This window comes from Hydrogenophaga soli, assembly GCF_054777695.1.
Genome location: NZ_BAAHAK010000005.1, coordinates 309,235 through 329,426, shown reverse-complemented (window position 1 = coordinate 329,426; position 20,192 = coordinate 309,235). Strand labels below are relative to the sequence as shown.

The following is a 20,192-nucleotide window of genomic DNA, read 5'->3' as shown; positions in this document are numbered from 1 at the left end:
TGGAACGTTCATCGCAGCAAGTTCGAGACCTCTATGCCTGAATTGCCCGAAGTGGAAGTGACTCGCCGGGGTCTCGCAGGTTCCCTGGAGGGCGCGGTCATCCGAGATGTGGTGCTGGGCAAGCCGTTGCGCTGGCCTCTGGGCGTGGATCCGTCGTTTCTGAAGGGGATGCGCATCCTTCAGGTGGGGCGCCGGGGCAAGTACCTGCTGTTTGAGTTGGATCGGGGGTGGTTGCTGGGGCACCTGGGCATGTCGGGCAGCTTGCGCTGGGTGCCGGATGCCGTCGATGGCGGGCAGCCTGGAAAACATGACCATGTGCGGGTGCTCACGGACCGTGGAGCCCTGGTGATGAACGACCCCCGCCGCTTTGGGGCACTGCTGTTTGTTCAAGCATTGTCGCAACCGTCGGCCAGTCGCTTGCTGGGTGGCCTGGGGGTGGAGCCCTTGTCGGACGATTTCACCGTGGAGGTGCTGACCCAGGGGCTGGCGGCTCGCCAAACGGCCATCAAGCAGGTGCTGCTGAAAGGCGATGTGGTGGTGGGGGTGGGCAACATCTACGCCAGCGAGGCACTGTTTCGCGCTCGCATCCACCCGGCCACCCCGGCGCGGCAGATTCCTCGGCGCACGGTGGCCGCTTTGCATGATGCCATTGTTCAGGTGCTGGTTCAGGCCTTGGACATGGGGGGAAGCACGCTGCGCAATTTCAGTGACCTGAGTGGACAATCGGGCCACTTCCAGACGGCCACACAGGTGTATGGCCGTTCGGGACAGGCGTGCACGGTGTGTGGCACACCGATCGAACGGATGGTGCAGGGGCAACGGGCCACCTACTTCTGCCGCCGTTGCCAGCCCAAACCCAGAGGGGGTTGAGCGTGTTGGCCCGTGTATATTGGGTCGGATGGCCAGTACTTGCCCCAGGGATGCGATCACATGAGCTTCAATCAGAATTTTGACCTGCACAGTCGGTGGCGCAGGGCGTTTTCAGCGGACTTGCAGCGACTGGCCGATTGGCTGTCGCAGCGGGATTTGCTGGACGCGGCGGTGGAGGAGCACATCGACCTGTTGCGCCGTCAGGTGCAGGACGACCGGGTCATGGTGGCCTTTGTGGCCGAGTTCTCCCGTGGCAAGTCAGAGCTCATCAATGCGCTGTTTTTCGCAGGGTACGGTCGGCGCATCATGCCTGCCAGTGCCGGGCGGACCACCATGTGCCCCACGGAGCTGGCGTACAACCCCGAGTTGCCTCCGTGTCTTCGCTTGCTGCCCATCAACACCCGGCTGGAGTCGCGGGCGCTGGTCGAGTGGCGTGAGCAGACCGACGCCTGGGAAACCATTGCCCTGGACGTCAAGGACCCCGATGGCCTGGCCGCATCCATGGCCCGTGTGGCCGAAGTGAATCGGGTCACCCCTGAGCAGGCGGCCGCGCTGGGCTTCTGGCTGGATGAGGGTGGGGCCGATCGGAGCATGGTGGGGCCGGACGGGCTGGTGGAGGTTCCCCGCTGGCGGCATGCGCTCATCAACATCGCGCACCCCATCCTCAAACAAGGCCTGGTCATTCTGGACACACCGGGGCTCAACGCCATCGGTGCCGAGCCCGAGCTGACGGTCAGCTTGCTGCCGCAGGCCCATTCCATCCTGTTCATCCTGGGTGCCGACACGGGGGTGACCCAGTCCGACTTGCGCATTTGGCGGGAGCACCTGGCACCCACACACGGGACCGAGGCCAGCCGGTTGGTGGTGCTCAACAAGATCGACACTCTGTGGGACGAACTCAGCTCGCCCGAAGTGGTGGCCGACCAGATTCAGCGTCAGGTGGTCAGCTCGGCCAACATCCTGGGCATGGACCCGTCCCGCGTGCTGGCGGTGTCTGCACAGAAGGGCTTGGTGGCCAAAATCCAGAACGACCCAGAGTTGCTCGCGGCCAGTCACCTGGCCGAGCTGGAGGCGGTGTTGGTGCAAGGCATTGTGGGGCAGCGGCGGCAACTGTTGGTGGATGCGGTGTCCGACGGCGTCACCCGCTTGGTGTCGTTGGCCAACCAGACCACGCAGTCGCGGATTCGGGAGGTGACCGAGCAGATCCAGGAACTGGAGAGCCTTCGCGGCAAGAACACGGCGGTCATCCGCCACATGCGGGCACGCATCGAGCAGGAGCAAAAGGAGTTCGAAGGCGAAGGCGGACGCATCCAGGCCGTCCGCTCGGTGCACATGAAGCTGCTGCGCGAGCTTTTCAAGGTGCTGGGGCATGCCCGGTTCCGCCAGGAAGTGCTCAAACTCACCGAGAAGCTGCGCGAACCCGGGTTGAAGCTGGGGGTCCGGAAAACCTACGAGCAGACCTTTGCCGCATTGGCCGATCTGTTGACCCAGGGGCGCAAGCTGGGTGAAGAAATTTCTTCCATGCTGTCGTCGGCGTTTGCCCAGCTCAACACAGAGCACGGTTTATCCTTGCTCCTGCCACCGTTGCCCGATTTGGACCGATACCTCCGTGAACTGGGCGACATTGAGCAAAGCCACGTTCGCTTTCTGGGGGTGGGGAACGCGTTGAAGCTGGCCCAGCCCGAGTTTTCCGAGCGCCTGGGGCGGGCGTTGGCCAGTCGTTTGCGGGTGGTGTATGAATCGGCAGCCAATGACCTTGAGCTGTGGAACAAAACCGCCGCCGCGCAGCTGGACACCCAGCTGCGCGACCGCCGTCGCAGCTATGCCAAGCGGGTGGATGCGGTCAAACGCATCCAGGACGCCGCAGGCGACTTGGACGCTCGCATTGCGGAGTTGCTGGGGCAGGTGGGTGATTTGGAGCAGCAGTCCGATGAGTTGCGTCACATGACCGATGCCATGGTGGAAACACAGCGAGGCGTGCTGACCCAGCCGCTGCCGTTGACGGCATGACGCCGACGTCGGATGCGTGACGTTCCTCACCCGTTGGGTGACTTTGCACAACGCCTGATTGCCTGGCAAGTCAGCGCAGGACGGCATCACCTGCCGTGGCAAGGCACCCGCGATCCCTACCGGGTCTGGCTGTCGGAAATCATGTTGCAGCAGACCCAGGTGTCCACGGTGCTGGGGTACTTCGACCGTTTTTTGGCACGTTTTCCCAATGTCCAGGCATTGGCTGGCGCAGCCGAGGGCGACGTGCTGGCGTTGTGGAGTGGCCTGGGGTACTACAGCCGGGCGCGAAACCTGCACCGCTGTGCACAGGTGGTGGTTCAAGAACACGGCGGGTGTTTCCCGTCCAGCGCACACGAGTTGACTCAGCTGCCCGGCATTGGGCCATCCACGGCGGCGGCCATTGCGTCGTTCTGTTTTGGCCAGCGGGTGTCGATTTTTGATGGCAACGTCAAGCGTGTCATGGCGCGCCACTTGGGCTTTGAGCAGGACTTGTCGTCCACGGCGGCAGACCGAGCCCTCAAGGCCCAGGTGGACCAGCGTGTTCCTTCGAGCGGGCATGAACACCTCATGCCTGCTTACACCCAGGGCTTGATGGACCTGGGGGCCACGGTTTGCACCCCACGCCGTCCCAGGTGCTCCGAATGTCCACTGGCTGCCGATTGCAAGGCCCGTGCGCAGGGACGGGTGGACGTGTTGCCCGTCAAAACCCGCAAGCTGGTGCGGCGCACGCAGCTGTGGTGGTGGTTGGTGCTGTGGCGGGATGACGGGCGGGTGTGGCTTGCCCGGCGTCCATCCCGGGGGGTTTGGGGTGGGTTGCACAGCTTCCCCTCCTTCGACGCGGAAGCTTCGCTGGAGGCGGCATTGCCTGCTGACTGGCGTTCCAGCCTGACGGCGTGGCCCGCGTTCACCCATGTGTTGACCCACATGGACCTGGTTCTTCACGCCAGGGTGCTTCGCCTGTCGGCCCACGCCATCGGCGAACAGGCGACGTGGCTGAATGCCCTGCCAGGGGAATGGCATTCCTGTCCGAACGACACCCGGGCACTGGGCTTGCCCGCCCCGGTCAGCAAGGTGTTGGGGCAACTGCTGACCCTGTGAATGGGGTGGGGCCGCCCCCGTGGGGGGGCTGGAGGGTCAAAGCTCCCTGTGGCGAGCGCGGGCGTGCCAGTCCGCCGCAAATTCGGCGGTCAGCGTTTCCACCAAATAGACCGAGCGGTGTTGGCCACCGGTGCAACCGATGGCCACGGTGACGTAGCTGCGGTGGTCATGCCGAAGTTCGGGCAGCCAGCTGTGAAGAAAGGCGGCGATGTGGTGTTGCATGCGCTGCACTTCCGGCTGCTGGCGGAGGTAGTCCGCCACAGGGGCGTCCCGGCCCGTGAGGGGCCGCAACTCCGGGTCGTAGTGGGGGTTGGGCAGCATGCGAACGTCAAACACAAAGTCGGCGTCCAGTGGGATGCCCCGTTTGAACGCAAACGACTCAAACACCAACGTCAGCCCATGCTGGGTGACGCCCACCATGTCTTTGATGAGGCTGAGCAGCTTGGCGGGTTTGATGAGGCTGGTGTCGATCACCGAGGCCCGCTCCCGCAGGCTTTGGGTCAACTCCCGTTCCTGTCCGATGGCTTCGAGCAGGGCGGCAGGGCCGTCCGTTCCTTCGGTGCGGCTGGACAGCGGGTGGGCTCGGCGCGTTTCGGAGAACCGGCGCAACAGCGTTTCGTCGGAAGCATCCAGAAAAATGGGGGTGAGTTTGACCCCCAGGCCCTTCAGTTCACCCAGCAGGTAGGGCACGTCGGGCAGGGCCGACTTGCTGCGGACGTCAATGGCCACGGCCACTTTGCGCACCCGGTGCTGGTCCTGCAGGCGCACGAAGGCCAGCATCAGCTCCGGCGGCAAGTTGTCCACGCAGTAGTAGCCGACGTCTTCCAGTGCCGCCAGTGCCACCGATTTGCCGGAGCCGGACATGCCGGTGATCAGCACCAACTCAAGCGTGTTCATGCCGACAACATCTCTCTGGCGTGGGCGCGGGTGGTGTCGGTCACCACCGCACCCCCCAGCATGCGGGCGATTTCATCCACCCGTTGCTCAGGCGTCAGCGGTTCCACTTGGCTGCGCACGTGTCCCAGCTGTTCGGCCTTGGTGACGCGCAGGTGGTGGTGGGCGCAGGCCGCCACCTGAGGCAGGTGGGTCACCGCCAGCACTTGGCGGTGTTGGCCCAGGTCGGCCATCAGTTGCCCCACCGTGTGGGCCACCGCGCCTCCAACGCCAGAGTCGACTTCGTCAAAAATCAGCGTGGGACAGCCCCGCACGCGGCTGGTGCTGACGGCAATGGCCAGCGAAATGCGCGACAGTTCTCCACCAGAGGCCACCTTGGCAATGGGGCGGGGTTCCACCCCCGCGTGTCCGGCCACCCGGAATTCCACGGTTTCCATGCCCGTTGATTGGGGTTGGGTCAGTGGGTTCAGCACCACCTCAAACACCCCGCCGTTCATCCCAAGGTCTTGCATTTTGTTAGAGATTTCCATAGCAAGAATGTCTTTGTATTCAAGCCTGAGATTGGATATTTCTTTGCACTTTCCCATCAATTTCTGATAGCAAGCGTCCACGCGTTGGGTCAGTTGCTCGGTGTCACTGGCGCTGTCCAGTGCCTGCAACTGCTCACGCAGGCGGACATGGGTGCTGGCCAGCGCTTCGGGGGCGCAGGCCATGCGTTTGGCCAGCGCCATCCACTGGCTCAGGCGTTGGTCCAGCTGGTTCAGGCGCTGGGGGTCGGCTTCGGTTCGGCGGCTGTAGGCGTGCAGGTCACGCGCAGCTTCCTGTTGCAGCACCTGGGCTTGGTCCAGCAGTTGGCGCAGACGGGTGAACTCGGGTTCCAGGTGTTCACGCGCCGCAAGGCTTTGCGTTGCACGGTTCACCAGGTCCAAGGCGTTGACTTCCGCATCCACCAGGCATTGGCTGGCTTGTTCTGCGGCTTCCAGCAGGCTGTGCACATGGGCCAGCTTGAGGTGCTCGGCTTGCAAGGCATCCCACTCGTTGGGCCGTGGCTGAAGTTTGTCCAGTTCGGCCACTTGCCAGGACAGTTTTTCGCGCTGCAACTGGCGTTCACCTGCCGCTTGCTGGGATTCCAACAAGGCCGCCGTGGCGTCTTTCCATTGGCGCCACAGGCTGGCGATCTCGGTGGTGTCGATGCGGGCGTACCCGTCCAGCAAGGCACGCGTGGAGTCGGGTCGCGTGAGGGCCTGCCAGGCGTGTTGACCGTGGATGTCCACCAGCCATCCCCCCAATTCGCGCAACTGGGTGGCGCTGGCGGGTGTGCCGTTGATCCATCCCTTGCTGCGGCCCTGGGTGTCCACGGTGCGCCGAAGCAGCACCGTGGATTCGGATGCATCCAGGTCTTGGGCGGTGAGCCACTCGGCCACGTCGGGTGTGAGTTGGAACTCGGCGGTGATGTCCGCTTTGTCCTGTCCAGCCCGCACCACGGTCGGGTCGGCCCTTCCACCCAAGGCCAATTGCAAGGCGTCAATCAAGATGGATTTGCCGGCACCGGTCTCCCCCGTCAGCGCGGTGAAGCCTTGGGCCAGGTCGAGGTCCAAGTGAGGGACGATCACGAAGTCTTTCAGGGCAATGCGAAGCAGGCTCATGAACAGGCAAGGTCAGGGCTGGGCACCGACGGTGTTTTCATTCCAGTGCAGCTTGTTGCGCAGGGTGTCGAAATGGCTCCATCCCAGGGGGTGCAGCAGCGTCAGTGTGTGGGTAGATGCTCGCACACGGATCTGGTCGCCGTGCAGCAGGCTGGTGATGGTCTGCATGTCGAAGTTGGCACTCACTTCACGTCCGCCCACCACTTCGACCACGATTTCTTGGGTGCTGGGCAGCACAATGGGGCGGTTGGACAGGGTGTGGGGCGCAATGGGCACCATCACCCAACCCCCAATCGACGGATGCAGCAAGGGCCCCCCTGCCGACAGCGAGTACGCCGTTGAGCCAGTGGGTGTGGAAATGATGAGGCCGTCCGCGCGCTGGCGCGCCACGAAGCGTCCGCCCACCTCGATGCGCACTTCCACCATGCCAGCCGACGTGCGGTTGACCACCACATCGTTCATGGCCAGGGTGTCGAAGATGCACTCACCGTCGCGCCACACCTCGGCATGCATCAGGGTTCGCGGGTCTTCCTCGTACTCTCCCCTCAACATGGCCGACAGGGTGGCGGGAAACTCCTCGAAGCGCACATCGGTCATGAAGCCCAGCCGCCCTTGGTTGATGCCGATCACCGGCACGCCGTGGTGGGCCAACTGCCGGGCCACGCCCAGCAAGGTGCCGTCTCCGCCGACCACCAGCACCAGATCACATTGGGCGCCGATGTCGGGCAAGGAAAGGGTAGGGTACTGGGTCAGGCCGGTGTTGTGGGCGGTTTCGTGTTCCAGCACCACTTCGCAACCCTGGCCCACCACGAAGGCGGCAATGCTGTCGAGCGCATCTCGGGAACCCATGGCCTGGTACTTCCCCACAACGGCCACGCGGCCAAATCGGGGAGGGTTGGCCAAAGGGTTGGACGGTGGCGTTTGCCCGGGCAAAATCATGCTGAAATTACAACACAGCTCAAACCTAGGGCACGCATGCTAGACAGTCGCGCACAGTTGTTGATGAGGACCTTGGTCGAACGGTACATCGCCGACGGTCAGCCCGTGGGGTCTCGCACCTTGTCGAAAGCCGCGGGGCTGGACCTGTCGCCAGCCACCATCCGCAACGTGATGAGTGACTTGGAAGACTTGGGTCTCATCGCCAGCCCCCACACGTCGGCCGGGCGCATTCCGACTCCCAAGGGGTATCGGCTGTTTGTGGACACCATGCTGACGGTGCGCCGTGACTCGCTCGACCTGTCCACCGAATTGCCGCCCACGGGCTTTGAGCCCGATCAGCCTCAGCGCGTCATTTCAAATGCGGCTCAGTTGCTGTCCAACCTGTCTCACTTTGTGGGTGTGGTGATGACGCCGCGCCATGCGTCGGTGTTCAGGCACATCGAGTTTCTGGCGCTCTCCGAGCAGCGCATCCTGGTCATCATCGTCTCGCCCAATGGGGATGTGCAGAACAAGGTGGTCACCACGCCAGTGACCTACACCGCCAGTCAGCTGGTTGAGGCAGCCAATTTTCTCAACACGCATTTTTCAGGACTCAGCCTGGACGTGGTTCGCGAGCGCCTCCGGGCCGAGGTGGACACGTTGCGAGGTGAAATCACCGCACTCATGCAAACAGCGGTGGACGTGGGCATGCAGGCCATGGCCTCCAAGGACGAGGTGGTCATCTCCGGGGAGCGCAATCTGCTCACCGTGTCCGACTTCTCCAACGACCTGGGCAACCTGCGCCGCATGTTCGACCTGTTCGAACAAAAGGCACAACTCATGCGGCTGCTGGACGTGTCCGAGCAGGCCGATGGGGTGCGCATCTTCATCGGGGGCGAAAGTCAGGTGGTGCCTTACCAAGACTTGGCCATTGTTTCAGCACCCTACGAGGTGGACGGCACCGTGGTGGGCACGCTGGGCGTCATCGGCCCGCAGCGCATGGCCTATGACCGAATGATCCAGATCGTGGACATCACGTCCAAGCTGGTGTCCAACGCCCTCAGTCAAAACAAGCCCACAGGTTGAACACGTTTTCTGCGCCCTGGGCAGCCCGGCATACAATGTCGGGTTGGTCGGGGCGTTAGCTCAGTTGGTCAGAGCAGGGGACTCATAATCCCTTGGTCGCTGGTTCGAGCCCAGCACGCCCTACCAGTCACCCGAGGGGTTCATCGTGTGACGGCAATGTGCAAACACCCGGTGAATGCAGATTGTTTTGAAAAAGTTGAAGAGCCATCGATTTTCGCGTTATAATCATGGCTTCAGCGGCTGTAGCTCAGTTGGATAGAGTACTTGGCTACGAACCAAGGGGTCGTGGGTTCGAATCCTGCCAGCCGCACCAAAATGGAAGCCTCGCAACTTGAAGAAGTTGCGAGGCTTTTTCACTTCTGATCCTCAAGGCGCTTTGGCCCTTGATGTGCAACTGTTCTGTGTGACATGAGCAAAGCATTCACCCGAGAAACGGATCAGGACGACGACGAAGACAGCGTCGGTTCTCCCCTTGTCCATTCAGGCAAAAACTACATCACCCGAGCAGGCTATGACCGCCTGCGCAACGAGTTGCTGACGCTCATTGATGAGGAGCGTCCCCGGGTGGTCGAGGTGGTGCACTGGGCTGCGAGCAATGGCGACCGTTCCGAAAACGGTGATTACCTTTACGGCAAAAAACGCTTGCGGGAAATTGACCGCCGCATCCGATTCCTGACCAAGCGGCTGGACCATGTGGAAATCGTCGATCCCTCCGTCCATCGCGGCACAGATCAGGTTTTCTTTGGCGCCCGGGTGACCTACTTGAGGCCTTCGGGGGCGGAAGTGACCGTCCGCATTCTGGGTTTGGATGAAGCGGACAGCAGCCAGGGGGAAATCACCTGGATTTCACCCGTGGCTCGGGCCTTGCTCAAGGCAAAGGTGGGGGACGAGGTGACGGTGATGACACCGTCGGGCGCGGAGTCGGTCGAAGTGCTGGATGTGCACTACGACTGATTCAAGCCCGCTCTTTGCCAGGGCGAATGCGTTGTGCACGCAAAACCGATGGTGTCCGTTTCAGTGAACGAAGCACATCGGCCAGATGGGCCCGGTCTTTCACGGTGATGGCAAAACGCAGGTCGGTTGCCAACTGAGCGCGCTCGTCATTCATGTTGACGTGGGTGATGTCGGCGCCAGCAGATGCGATGGTGGAGGCCACCCGGGCCAGCACCCCTTTGCCGTTTTCCACAGTGACCAGCAGGGCCACTTCGAAAGTGCGGGCGGTGTCTTCTGCCCATTCCACTTCCAAGAAGCGTTCGCGGTCTCGGTAGAGCAGTTTTTTGCCCACCGAACATTCCTCGGTGTGCACCACCAAGCCTTCGCCGCGCCCCAGGTAGCCCACGATGCGGTCACCGGGGATGGGGTGGCAGCAGTTGGCGAACTGGACCGATCCACCTTCGCTGCCGTCGATTGTGACCACGCCTTGGCTGATGGTTTCCTTTTCTTCGGCATACCGTGCCTGACTGATGAGCACCACGTCGGCCTTGATGCCGCGCTCGGCCAGCAGCATGGCCAGTTTCTTGCCCACCATGCTGGCAATGCGTTTGCCCATGCCGATGTCCACCAGCAATTCGTCGACAGATCGGTTGCCGGTGAAGCGCAGCAGTTTTTCCCACAGGCCCTGAAGGTCGCGCGCGTAAGGGTCGGGGAAGTCGGCCATTCCTTCTGCGCGAAGGGCTTGGTGGAGCACCTTTTCTCCCAGCGTTCGGGACTCGTCGTGCGCCATGGTTTTGAGGTGATGCCGGATTTTCGAGCGCGCACGCCCGGTGCGCACAAAGCTGAGCCAGGCCGGGTTGGGGCGTTGATCGGGTGAGGTGATGACTTCCACCACATCGCCGTTTTTCAGTTCGGTGCTCAATGGCACCTGCTCGGCGTTGACCTTGCCGGCCACCATGTGGTTGCCAATGTCGCTGTGGATCGTGTACGCAAAGTCGGCCACCGTGGCGCCGCGGGGCATGGACAGGATTTTGCTTTTGGGTGTGAACACGTACACGGAGTCGGGGAACAGGTCGATCTTGACGTGGTCCCAGAACTCGGCGGCGTCCTTGGTTTCCTGTTGAATGTCCAGCAGGGACTGCAACCACTGGTTGCCCAGGCGCTGTGCTGCGGCGCTTTCAGGCGCAGCGGCTTTGTAGAGCCAGTGGGCCGCCACACCAGACTCGGCCACCACGTCCATGGACGTGGTTCGCAGCTGAAACTCGACGTTGGTGCCAAACGGCCCCACCAGGGTGGTGTGGATGGACTGGTAGCCGTTCACCTTGGGGATGGCGATGTAGTCCTTGAACTTGCCGGGCAGTGGTTTGTACAGTTGGTGCAGCACACCCAATGCGGTGTAGCAATCCATCAGGTCCTCAAACACCACCCGAAACCCGTACATGTCGGTGACCTGGGCAAAGCTGAGGCGCTTGTCGTCCATCTTCTTGTAGATGGAATACAGGGTTTTTTCACGCCCCAGCACCTTGGCGTGCAGGTTCTTGGCTGCAATGGCCTCTTTCACCTCGGCTTTGACCTTGGAGATGAGGTCTTTGCGGCGGGCGCGAGAGCGGCCCACGGCCTTGGACAGGATGCCGTAGCGCCACGGGTAGATGTGTTTGAACGCCAGGTCCTGAAGTTCGCGGAATGTGGTGTTCAGCCCCAATCGATACGCAATGGGCGCATAAATTTCCAGCGTCTCCCGCGAAATCCGTTCCCATTTGCTGCGCGGCATGTCCCCCATGGTGCGCATGTTGTGGCTGCGATCGGCCAGTTTGATCAGGATGACCCGCACGTCCCGGGCCATGGCCAACAGCATCTTGCGGAAGGACTCGGCCTGGTTTTGCTCCCGGTTGTCAAACTCCAGTTTGTCGAGTTTGGTCAGTCCGTCCACCAGTTCGGCCACGGGAGCACCGAACTGTTCGATCAGTTCGATCTTGGTGACGCCGCAGTCTTCCATGGCGTCGTGCATCAGTGCCGCCATCAAGGCCTGGGCGTCCAGCTTCCACTCTGCGCACTGGAGCGCCACCGCAATGGGGTGGGTGATGTAGGGGTCACCGTTCTTGCGCAATTGGCCCAAATGGGCCTGATCGGCAAAACGATAGGCGCGCCGAACGTTGTCGATGTCGGCTTGCGACAGGTAGTCCAATGAGGAAACCAGGGCTGCGAAACTGGCCGCAGCGGCATTGGACGAAGGGGTTGGGGGGATCTCGGACCGACCGGGAATGCTCATGCCGCTACTGTACCGACAACCGACAACCCTTGTCGGCAGTGTTGCAGGAAGATGAAAAAACAAAAGCACCGCGTGCGGTGCTTTTGGGTGGGGTCAAACAGACCGACGGGTCAGATGGGAACTTTCTTCAGCATTTCCAGGCCCACTTTGCCCGCAGCAATCTCGCGCAGAGCCGTCACGGCAGGCTTGTTCTTGCTGTCGATCTTGGGGGTGTGGCCTTGGCTCAGCATGCGAGCGCGGTAGGTCGCCGCCAACACCAACTGAAAGCGGTTGGGGATTTTTTCCAGACAGTCTTCGACGGTGATGCGGGCCATGGTGAATCAGATGGGGGTTCAGGAAATGCCCAAGGCTTGAAAGGTTTCAGCCTTGGTGCGGCTCTGGGCGGCGTACTTGAGCCGCTGCGCGTGGACCACGGATTTTAAATCAAAGAGCGCAAGCTCGAAGCGCTCATTGATGATGACGTAATCAAACTCCTTGACCTGGGCGACTTCCTGGGCGGCGTTGATGAGGCGCTGCTCAATGACTTCAGGGGCATCTTCGCCCCGGCGCTGCAGGCGGGACTTCAGCTCATCCCAGCTCGGCGGCAGGATGAAGATCAGGATGGCGTTTCGAAACAGTTTCTTGACTTGCAGTGCGCCCTGGTAGTCGATCTCCAGGATGATGTCGCCCCCCTGGGCGATCCGCTCCTCGATGGCGTGCCGGGAGGTGCCGTAGCGGTTGCCATGGACCTTGGCCCATTCCAGAAACGAGTCCTGAGCGACCATGGTGTCGAACTGTTCATTGGACACGAAGTAGTACTCACGCCCGTGGACCTCTTGCCCGCGTGGGGGGCGTGTGGTGTGCGACACCGAGTGGGCCAAGCGGGAGTCCACCTCCATCAGGGCATTGACCAGGCTGGATTTGCCCGCTCCTGAGGGGGCTGCAACCACAAACAGGTTGCCGGGGTATTCGCTGGAAGGCGCGTTCATGCTGTGGTCACTCAATGTTTTGAACCTGTTCGCGCATTTGCTCGATCAGGACTTTCATGTCCACCGAGATGCGGGTCAGTTCCAGGCTGGAGGATTTGGATCCCAGGGTGTTGGCTTCGCGGTGAAGTTCCTGGATGAGGAAGTCCAGGCGCTTGCCCAGCTCACCGCCTTTGGTGAGCAACTGCTGGATTTCCTGCAGGTGAGACGACAGCCGGGTGAGTTCCTCGGCCACATCGATGCGGATGGCGAATGCGGCCGCTTCGCTGAGCGCCCGGTCTTGGGCCGCAGGGCTGTCGGCGCTGCTGCCGCCAGCACCCTGGAGGGCGTCGTTCCACCGCTCCAGAAAACGCAGCCGTTGCTGTTCCACCAGTTGCGGGATCAGCGGTTGCGCCTTGGCAGACAGCTCGCTGAGCTTTTTGGCGTGGCCTTTGAGCATTTGCGTCAAACGCTCACCCTCCCGGCCCCGTGCCGCCTTGAGCGCATCAATGGCTGTGGTGGCCAAAGCCAAGAACTGGTCTTGCAGTCCTGCGGGCGAGGGTTGCTGGCGAGTGGTCCAACTCAGCACCTCGGCCACCGACAAGGGGGTGGCCTGAGGCAACCAGGCACGCACACCGTCTTGCAATGTGTTGAGGCGTTGAAGCTCGGCACTGGTGGGCATGCGGGGGCCGCTGTCTTGTCGACCTTCAATCCACCCCCGGATTTCGATTTTGCCGCGCTTGAATTCACGCGCCAGCAGGTCGCGCAGCATCGGTTCGGCAGACCGGAGATCGTCCGGAAGCTTGAAGGTGAGGTCCAGGAATCGGCTGTTGACCGAGCGTATTTCCAACCCCAGTGGAGGGGTGGTGGTGCCGTCTGCGCCCACAGGGTCACTGTGGACACTGGCGTACCCGGTCATGCTGTAAACTGACATCGGCTGGTTCCCAAAGGGTGTATATCTGCCCACTGAGACGGGGCAGCCAACTAAGAATTATGTCAAAGGTCAAACCCGCGCCGCTGCCAGCCGACACGGTCATTGGGGGCTACCGCGTCATTCGCAAACTTGCTGCCGGAGGTTTCGGGGTGGTCTACCTGGCCCTGGATCCCCAGGGTCAGCAGGTGGCCGTCAAGGAATACCTCCCCGCATCGCTGGCCACGCGAGGCGTGGGGGAGTTGTCGCCCCAGGTTCAGCCTGACAAGCTGTCGTTGTATCGGTTGGGGCTCAAGAGCTTTTTCGAGGAAGGTCGGGCGTTGGCCCAGATCTCGCATGCCTCTGTGGTGAGCGTGCTCAACTTCTTCCGCGAGAACGACACCGTTTACATGGTCATGAATTACCTGGAAGGCGCGTCCCTCCAGGATTTCATCATCACCGCACGTGAACTCAAGAAACAGAAGGTGTTTCGCGAGTCCACCATCCGCTCGCTGTTCGACGAGGTGTTGCGTGGGCTGCGCATCGTGCACCAGCACAAGATGCTGCACCTCGACATCAAGCCCGCCAACATCTTCATCACCGACGACAACAAGGCGGTGTTGATTGACTTTGGTGCGGCCCGCGAGGTGCTGAGCAAGGAAGGCAACTTCATCCGGCCCATGTACACCCCCGGCTTTGCGGCACCGGAAATGTACCGGCGAGACACGGCCATGGGGCCTTGGACCGACATCTACGCCATCGGGGCCTGCATCTACGCTTGCATGCAAGGTTATCCGCCCAACGACGCCCCGCAACGGCAGGAAAAGGACCGCCTGTCCCTGGCGCTGTCCCGTTTGCGGGGTGTGTATTCCGACAACCTGATTGAGGTGGTTGAGTGGTGCATGGCCCTGGACCCGCTGTCGCGTCCGCAGTCGGTGTTTGCCCTGCAAAAGGAACTCAGCCGGGAAACCGAGCGCAGCTACACCAAGCTCAGCATGGGTGAACGCATGCGTTTGCAGCTCGACAGCCTGTTGGGGGCTGACGGCAAGCCCAAGAGCAAACCACGGACCGACATCGCAAAGGCACCGGCCAAATGAAGTTTTCCGTCTTCCAGGTGAGCCGTCGGGGTGGCCGTGCCAAGAACGAAGATCGCATGGGGTACTCCTACACGCGGGAATCCGGCCTCTTTCTGCTGGCCGACGGCATGGGAGGGCACCCAGATGGTGAAGTGGCGGCGCAGCTGGCCTTGCAAACCGTGTCGGCGTACTTCCAGCGGGCCGCTCACCCCACGGTGGGGGCGGTGCCCGAATTTCTCTCCAGTGCCCTGTTGTCGGCCCACCACCAGATTGTTCGGTATGCCTCTGAAAAAGGCATGATCGACTCTCCCCGCACCACCCTGGTGGCGGCGGTGGTGGAACACGGTTGCCTGCACTGGGTGCACTGCGGTGACTCCCGCATGTACCTGGTCCGCGATGGGCAGTTGCTGACCCGCACCCGTGACCATTCCTACATGGAGCAGCATGCCCACCTGGGGCGTGGCTCCGAGGACCTGATCAACCGCAATGTGTTGTTCACCTGCCTGGGCTCGCCCCAGCGGCCCATTTACGACCTGTCGGCCCCGCTCACCCTGCAACAGGGCGACAAACTGCTGCTGTGCTCCGACGGGCTGTGGAGCGCCTTGCCCGACCACGAAATCGTCAACGTGCTCTCCGCCCACCCGGTGGCCCAGGCGGTGCCTGACTTGGCCGAACGGGCCTTGCGCAAGGCCGGAGCCAACAGCGACAACGTGACCATCCTGGCCATGGAGTGGGAAACCCCCGACGCGTTCGAGCCCACGCGCAGCATTTCCACCGACTCCATTGGCGTGGGCGAGTTCGAGTCCACCATCCAAGGCGATGGCCTGGATGCCGGGGAAGAACTGGACGAAGACGCCATCGAGCGTTCCATCGCTGAAATCAACGAAGCCATCCGGCGCACTGCGGCCCGCAAGGGCTGAGCTTTTCCATGTCTGAGTACACCCGTTCCGGCGGCCGCGCGGCGCATCAGCTGCGCCCCATCCGCATCACCCGCCACTACACCATGCACGCCGAGGGCTCGGTGCTCATCGAGTTTGGGCACACCAAGGTGCTGTGCACGGCCTCGGTCGAGGAAAAAGTGCCACCGCACAAACGCGGCTCGGGTGAGGGCTGGGTGACCGCCGAATACGGCATGCTGCCCCGCGCCACCCACACCCGCAGCGACCGCGAAGCCGCCAAGGGCAAGCAGAGCGGGCGCACCCAGGAAATCCAGCGCCTCATCGGGCGCAGCCTGCGGGCCGTGTTCGACCTGCGGCTGCTGGGTGAACGCACCATCGCCCTCGATTGCGACGTGCTGCAGGCCGACGGCGGCACGCGCACCGCGGCCATCACCGGGGCCTACGTGGCCGCGCACGACGCGGTGTCGGCCCTGCTGGCCGCCGGAAAAATCACGCAAAGCCCCTTGCTGGGGGCCGTGGCCGCGGTGTCGGTGGGCATTGTGCAAGGCACGCCCCTGCTGGACCTGGAGTACACCGAAGACTCGGCCTGCGACACCGACATGAACGTGGTCATGACCGGCGCGGGCCATTTTGTGGAAGTGCAGGGCACGGCCGAAGGCGCGGCCTTCACCCGCCCCGAAATGAACCAGTTGCTGGATCTGGCCGAGCGCGGCATTGCCGAGCTGATCCAGCACCAGCGCGCGGCGCTGCAACCCCACCTGAACAGCTGATTTTGATAGCTGCTTGCGCTTGTAAATAAAGCGGTAGAGGCCATTTTGACTGATGAATTCAAGCTGGTGCTGGCGTCCAACAACGCGGGCAAGCTCAAAGAACTCCAGGCCATGTTCACGCCTTTGGGCGTGACACTGGTGGCCCAAGGGGCCTTGGGCGTGACCGAGGCGGAGGAACCCTTCCACACCTTCCTGGAAAACGCCCTCACCAAGGCCCGCCATGCGTCTGCGGCCACCGGCCTGCCCGCCTTGGCCGACGACGCCGGGCTGTGCGTGCACGCCTTTGGCGGTCTTCCTGGCGTGCAGACGGCGTATTACGCCACCCAGTTTGGCCTGCCCAAAGGCGATGCGAACAACGTCACCGCGCTGTTGCAGCAGATGCAGGGCATCACCGATCGCCGGGCCGCCATGGTCAGCACCCTGGTGGCTGTGCGCCACCCTGACGATCCCGAACCCCTGGTGGCCGTGGGCCGCGTCAGCGGCCTCATCGCGCCCGAGCCCGTGGGTGACGGGGGCTTTGGCTTCGACCCGGTGATGTTCATCCCCTCGTTTGGCAAAACCTTTGCCCAGCTGCCGCCCGACGTGAAAAACGCCCACAGCCACCGCGGCAAGGCCAGCGCCCAGATGGTGGCGCTGATGCGCGACCACTGGCTGGCCCCGGCGGCCTGAGGCCATGGTTTCCACGTCTGAAACGGTGGTGCCGGTGGTGCCTGTGCCCGCAGCGCCGTCGGCCTCGTCGTCCACCGTGGACGGCGCGTTCGACGTGCTCCACCTCATGCGCCCCGGCACCCTGCAACTGGGTGCGTTGCCACCGCTGACGCTGTACATCCATTTGCCCTGGTGTCTGAAGAAGTGCCCCTATTGCGACTTCAATTCACACGCCGTGCCGGGTGAGTTGCCCGAATCCGCCTACCTGGACGCCCTGCGGGCCGACCTGGACGCCTCGCTGCCCCTGGTGTGGGGGCGCACGGTGCACAGCATTTTTCTGGGTGGGGGCACGCCCAGCCTGTTTTCGCCCGAGGGCATCGACCGCCTGCTGTCCGACGTGCGGGCCCGCCTGCGGGTGGAGCCCGACGCCGAAATCACCCTGGAAGCCAACCCGGGCACCTTCGAAACCGACCGCTTCAAGGCCTTCCGCCAAGCGGGGGTGACGCGCCTGTCCATTGGCGTGCAGAGTTTCAACGACGGGCATTTGCAGGCCCTGGGCCGGGTGCACAACCGCGCCCAGGCCCTGGCCGCCGTGGACGAGGCCGCCCGTGCCTTCGACACCTTCAACCTGGACCTGATGTACGCCCTGCCGGGCCAGACCCTGGCCCAGGCCGCGGAAGACCTGCACACCGCGCTGTCGTTTGCGCCGCCGCACCTGTCGGTCTACCACCTGACCATCGAGCCCAACACCTGGTTTGCCAAGCACCCGCCCGCACTGCCGGACGACGACGACGCCTACGCCATGCTCGACCAGATCACCGACGCCACCGGGGCGTTGGGCATGGACCGCTACGAGGTGTCGGCCTACGCCCGTGCGGGCCACCGCTGTGCCCACAACCTCAACTACTGGCAGTTTGGCGACTACCTGGGTCTGGGCGCGGGTGCCCACAGCAAGCTGAGTTTTGCCCACCGCGTGCTGCGCCAGGTGCGCGCCCGCGAGCCCGCGCTGTACATGCGCCTGGCCACGCAAGGCAACGCCGTGGTGCAGCACGACGAGGTGGCGCGGGACGAGTTGCCCTTTGAATTCATGCTGAACGCCCTGCGCCTGCGCCAGGGCTTCCCGGTGGCGTGGCTGACCGAACGCACCGGCCTGCCGCCCGGGGCGTTCGAAACCGGGCTGGCCCAGGCCGAGCGCCAGGGCTGGATCAGCCGCGACTGGCAGACCATCCGCCCCACCGAGCGGGGCTTTGACTTTTTGAGCGACCTGCAGTCGTTGTTTTTGCCGTGACGCTCGAACGGGCAGGGCCGCGGGTGGCTTGACGCTGAGGGTGCATGGGTGGACCATGCGCCCTGAATCACGACCTCAGGAGGCCCCGCTTGTTTTCCATCTTCGGCACCAGCGGCCCGCTGTTCCGCGGACCGATGGAAGACCTCAAGCGCGTCTCGCGCACGCTGGGCCTGCAGGCCACGCCGCCCCTGAACGCCGTCACCGACCACATGGACGATGTGGACGCCCAGCCCTTCCGTCGGCTGTTGAAGCAGGTGTCAGAGCGCGAGGCGCACCACCCTTCAGAGCCGTCGAGCCCGCCGTCGTCCCCGGCACAGCACGCCGCCGGGGCGTACCAGAAGGTGCAGACCCCACCGCCCCCGGTGCGTCACCCGCTGCGCACCGTGGCCGAGGTGATGACGGTGAAACCCACGTCCGTCCTGGACACCCAGACCATCCAGCAGGGTTGGCAGGCCCTGGCCGACGCCCATGTGGGCCAGGCCCCGGTGCTCAACGCGCAAGGGCATTTGGTGGGCATGCTGACCCGGGCCGAGCTGCTGAGCCTGGACCACCTGCCGTCGCCCGAGCACAGCACCCTGGTGTGGCGCGCCTGGCTGATGCAACCCGTGGCCTCGGTGATGATCACCCCGGTGCCCGCCGCCTTGCCCGACACCGAGCTGCGGCGCGTGGCCCGGGTGCTGATCGACGCCGGCCTGCCCGGATTGCCCGTGGTGTCCCTGTCCGACGAGCTGGTGGGCTTTGTGTCGCGCACCGATGTGCTCAAGGCCGTGGTGCACGATCCCCCGCTGGACCTGTGGACCTGACGGTTCAACAGGCGTTCACGCGGGCCACAGCCCCCGCGGGCGCACCAGCATGGTCACCACCATGACCAGGCCGATCAGGGCCGGGCGCAGCACCCCCGCATCCAGCCGCCCGTCGGTGTGGGCTTGCAACGGGCCGACCACATAGCGAAGGGCTTCGGGCAGTGCACTGAGCAACACGGCCCCCAGGATGACGCCCGGGATGTGGCCCATGCCGCCAAAGACCACCATGGCGACGATGATCACCGACTCCTGCAGGCTGAACGCCTCCGGCGACACAAACCCCTGGAACGCGCCAAACAGCGCCCCGGCCACACCGCCCATGGCGGCCCCCACCGCAAAGGCCAGCAACTTCAGGTTGCGGGTGTTCAGCCCCATGGCCTGCGCGGCCATTTCGTCTTCGCGGATGGCCATCCAGGCCCGCCCGATGCGGGAGCGCTGCAAGCGCAGGCACACACCCACGCTCAGCACCACCATGGCCAGGAACAGGTAGTAGTGCAAGGTGACCGGTTCCAGGCGCAGCCCGCCCGGGCCACCCAGCGTCCAAGCGCGGTTCAGGCTCCAGCCCCCGATGTGCAATGGGTCGATGAAGCCGATGCCCTGCGCCCCATCAGTGAGGTTGACCGGGTGATACAGGTTGACGATGAGGATGCGAACGATCTCCCCAAAGCCCAACGTGACCACGGCCAGGTAGTCACCCCGCAGCTTGAGCGTGGGCAGCCCCAGCAACATGCCCGCCACTGCCGCCAATGCGGCAGCAGCAGGCAGGGTCACCCACCACGGCGCATGCAGCCCCGCGGGGAACAGGGCCTGCACCGCCGCAAAGTGCACCGACAGGTGCGGCGACGCCAGCAAGGCCAACAGGTAGGCGCCCACGGCGTAAAAGGCCACAAAACCCAAGTCCAGCAGCCCGGCAAACCCCACCACCACGTTCATGCCCAAGGCCAGCAGCACGTAGAGCAGGCAGACGTCGGCCACCCGCACCCAATGCAGCCCCAGGGGCTGCAACACCAGGGGCAAGGCCAGCAGCAACCCCCAACCCCACCAGCGACGGGCGGAAAGTCGGTGCAAGGCGAGCAGGGGGCTTGAAGGCATCTGGGGCATGCGTGCAGGTTAATTTGGATGGAATCGCC

At 63.4% G+C, this 20,192-nt stretch carries 19 protein-coding genes and 2 tRNA genes; 13 read left to right on the top strand and 8 right to left on the bottom strand.

What is annotated here, in order from left to right; genetic code table 11:
* Nucleotides 1–33 precede the first annotated feature (33 nt).
* Genes mutM through mutY form a run of 3 tightly spaced genes read left to right on the top strand, consistent with a single transcriptional unit; the run spans nucleotide 34 to nucleotide 3,978 of the window.
* A complete protein-coding gene (gene mutM, locus ACYVB7_RS11695; protein WP_460507693.1) occupies nucleotides 34–870 on the top strand; it encodes an Fpg/Nei family DNA glycosylase in 837 nt (278 codons plus the stop codon).
* 60 nt (nucleotides 871–930) lie between these two features.
* A complete protein-coding gene (locus ACYVB7_RS11690; protein ID WP_460507690.1) occupies nucleotides 931–2,880 on the top strand; it encodes a dynamin family protein in 1,950 nt (649 codons plus the stop codon).
* Between the two features lie 12 nt (nucleotides 2,881–2,892).
* Complete coding sequence (gene mutY / locus ACYVB7_RS11685; RefSeq protein ID WP_460507688.1) at nucleotides 2,893–3,978, top strand: A/G-specific adenine glycosylase; 1,086 nt, start codon at nucleotides 2,893–2,895, stop codon at nucleotides 3,976–3,978.
* Between the two features lie 36 nt (nucleotides 3,979–4,014).
* Here the strand turns inward: mutY and rapZ are convergent, their stop codons facing one another.
* Genes rapZ through ACYVB7_RS11670 form a run of 3 tightly spaced genes read right to left on the bottom strand, consistent with a single transcriptional unit; the run spans nucleotide 4,015 to nucleotide 7,457 of the window.
* Entirely contained in the window at nucleotides 4,015–4,875 is an 861-nt protein-coding gene (rapZ, locus tag ACYVB7_RS11680) for a RapZ family nucleotide-binding protein (RefSeq protein WP_460507686.1), read from the bottom strand.
* Nucleotides 4,872–6,518: a DNA repair protein RecN gene (recN, locus tag ACYVB7_RS11675; protein WP_460507684.1), complete on the bottom strand. Its 1,647-nt coding sequence runs from the start codon at nucleotides 6,516–6,518 to the stop codon at nucleotides 4,872–4,874. The genes rapZ and recN overlap by 4 nt, the downstream gene beginning before the upstream one ends.
* A 12-nt stretch (nucleotides 6,519–6,530) precedes the next feature.
* Entirely contained in the window at nucleotides 6,531–7,457 is a 927-nt protein-coding gene (locus ACYVB7_RS11670; RefSeq protein ID WP_460507682.1) for an NAD kinase, read from the bottom strand.
* Nucleotides 7,458–7,493: 36 nt separating this feature from the next.
* Between ACYVB7_RS11670 and hrcA the strand changes: the two genes are divergently transcribed.
* The 4 genes from hrcA (at nucleotide 7,494) to greB (ending at nucleotide 9,476) form a co-directional block, all read left to right on the top strand.
* Complete coding sequence (gene hrcA, locus ACYVB7_RS11665; protein WP_460507679.1) at nucleotides 7,494–8,522, top strand: heat-inducible transcriptional repressor HrcA; 1,029 nt, start codon at nucleotides 7,494–7,496, stop codon at nucleotides 8,520–8,522.
* Between the two features lie 49 nt (nucleotides 8,523–8,571).
* Nucleotides 8,572–8,648 (top strand) — tRNA-Ile (locus ACYVB7_RS11660).
* Between the two features lie 110 nt (nucleotides 8,649–8,758).
* Nucleotides 8,759–8,835, top strand: a tRNA-Arg gene (locus tag ACYVB7_RS11655).
* A gap of 95 nt (nucleotides 8,836–8,930) precedes the next feature.
* Nucleotides 8,931–9,476: a transcription elongation factor GreB gene (gene greB, locus ACYVB7_RS11650; protein ID WP_460507677.1), complete on the top strand. Its 546-nt coding sequence runs from the start codon at nucleotides 8,931–8,933 to the stop codon at nucleotides 9,474–9,476.
* 1 nt (nucleotide 9,477) lies between these two features.
* On the opposite strand, the gene ACYVB7_RS11645 is transcribed toward greB, so the two are convergent.
* The 4 genes from ACYVB7_RS11645 to ACYVB7_RS11630 form a co-directional block, all read right to left on the bottom strand.
* The gene (locus ACYVB7_RS11645) at nucleotides 9,478–11,724 is read right to left on the bottom strand and encodes a RelA/SpoT family protein (protein ID WP_460507675.1); all 2,247 of its coding nucleotides are present in this window, start codon (nucleotides 11,722–11,724) and stop codon (nucleotides 9,478–9,480) included.
* Nucleotides 11,725–11,834: 110 nt separating this feature from the next.
* Nucleotides 11,835–12,038, bottom strand: coding sequence for a DNA-directed RNA polymerase subunit omega (rpoZ, locus tag ACYVB7_RS11640; RefSeq protein WP_460507674.1), 204 nt, complete (start codon nucleotides 12,036–12,038; stop codon nucleotides 11,835–11,837).
* An 18-nt stretch (nucleotides 12,039–12,056) separates the two neighbouring features.
* The gene (gene gmk, locus ACYVB7_RS11635; RefSeq protein WP_460507672.1) at nucleotides 12,057–12,692 is read right to left on the bottom strand and encodes a guanylate kinase; all 636 of its coding nucleotides are present in this window, start codon (nucleotides 12,690–12,692) and stop codon (nucleotides 12,057–12,059) included.
* 7 nt (nucleotides 12,693–12,699) lie between these two features.
* Nucleotides 12,700–13,602: a YicC family protein gene (locus ACYVB7_RS11630; protein ID WP_460507670.1), complete on the bottom strand. Its 903-nt coding sequence runs from the start codon at nucleotides 13,600–13,602 to the stop codon at nucleotides 12,700–12,702.
* Nucleotides 13,603–13,661: 59 nt separating this feature from the next.
* On the opposite strand from ACYVB7_RS11630, the gene ACYVB7_RS11625 reads away from it, so the two are divergent.
* From ACYVB7_RS11625 to ACYVB7_RS11600, 6 genes are all read left to right on the top strand, one after another.
* Nucleotides 13,662–14,675, top strand: coding sequence for a serine/threonine protein kinase (locus ACYVB7_RS11625; RefSeq protein WP_460507667.1), 1,014 nt, complete (start codon nucleotides 13,662–13,664; stop codon nucleotides 14,673–14,675).
* A complete protein-coding gene (locus ACYVB7_RS11620) occupies nucleotides 14,672–15,574 on the top strand; it encodes a PP2C family protein-serine/threonine phosphatase (RefSeq protein WP_460507665.1) in 903 nt (300 codons plus the stop codon). The genes ACYVB7_RS11625 and ACYVB7_RS11620 overlap by 4 nt, the downstream gene beginning before the upstream one ends.
* An 8-nt stretch (nucleotides 15,575–15,582) precedes the next feature.
* Nucleotides 15,583–16,323 (top strand): ribonuclease PH, encoded by a 741-nt coding sequence (gene rph / locus ACYVB7_RS11615; protein ID WP_460507662.1) that lies wholly within the window; start codon nucleotides 15,583–15,585, stop codon nucleotides 16,321–16,323.
* A 45-nt stretch (nucleotides 16,324–16,368) separates the two neighbouring features.
* Nucleotides 16,369–16,992 carry a non-canonical purine NTP pyrophosphatase gene (gene rdgB, locus ACYVB7_RS11610; RefSeq protein WP_460507660.1) on the top strand — a complete coding sequence of 208 codons (624 nt, stop codon included), beginning with the start codon at nucleotides 16,369–16,371 and terminating at the stop codon, nucleotides 16,990–16,992.
* A 4-nt stretch (nucleotides 16,993–16,996) separates the two neighbouring features.
* A complete protein-coding gene (gene hemW / locus ACYVB7_RS11605; protein ID WP_460507658.1) occupies nucleotides 16,997–18,259 on the top strand; it encodes a coproporphyrinogen-III oxidase family protein in 1,263 nt (420 codons plus the stop codon).
* 89 nt (nucleotides 18,260–18,348) lie between these two features.
* The gene (locus ACYVB7_RS11600; RefSeq protein WP_460507656.1) at nucleotides 18,349–19,062 is read left to right on the top strand and encodes a CBS domain-containing protein; all 714 of its coding nucleotides are present in this window, start codon (nucleotides 18,349–18,351) and stop codon (nucleotides 19,060–19,062) included.
* Between the two features lie 15 nt (nucleotides 19,063–19,077).
* On the opposite strand, the gene ACYVB7_RS11595 is transcribed toward ACYVB7_RS11600, so the two are convergent.
* Nucleotides 19,078–20,154, bottom strand: a complete 1,077-nt coding sequence (locus tag ACYVB7_RS11595) for an ABC transporter permease subunit (RefSeq protein ID WP_460507789.1) — start codon at nucleotides 20,152–20,154, stop codon at nucleotides 19,078–19,080.
* Nucleotides 20,155–20,192 lie beyond the last annotated feature (38 nt).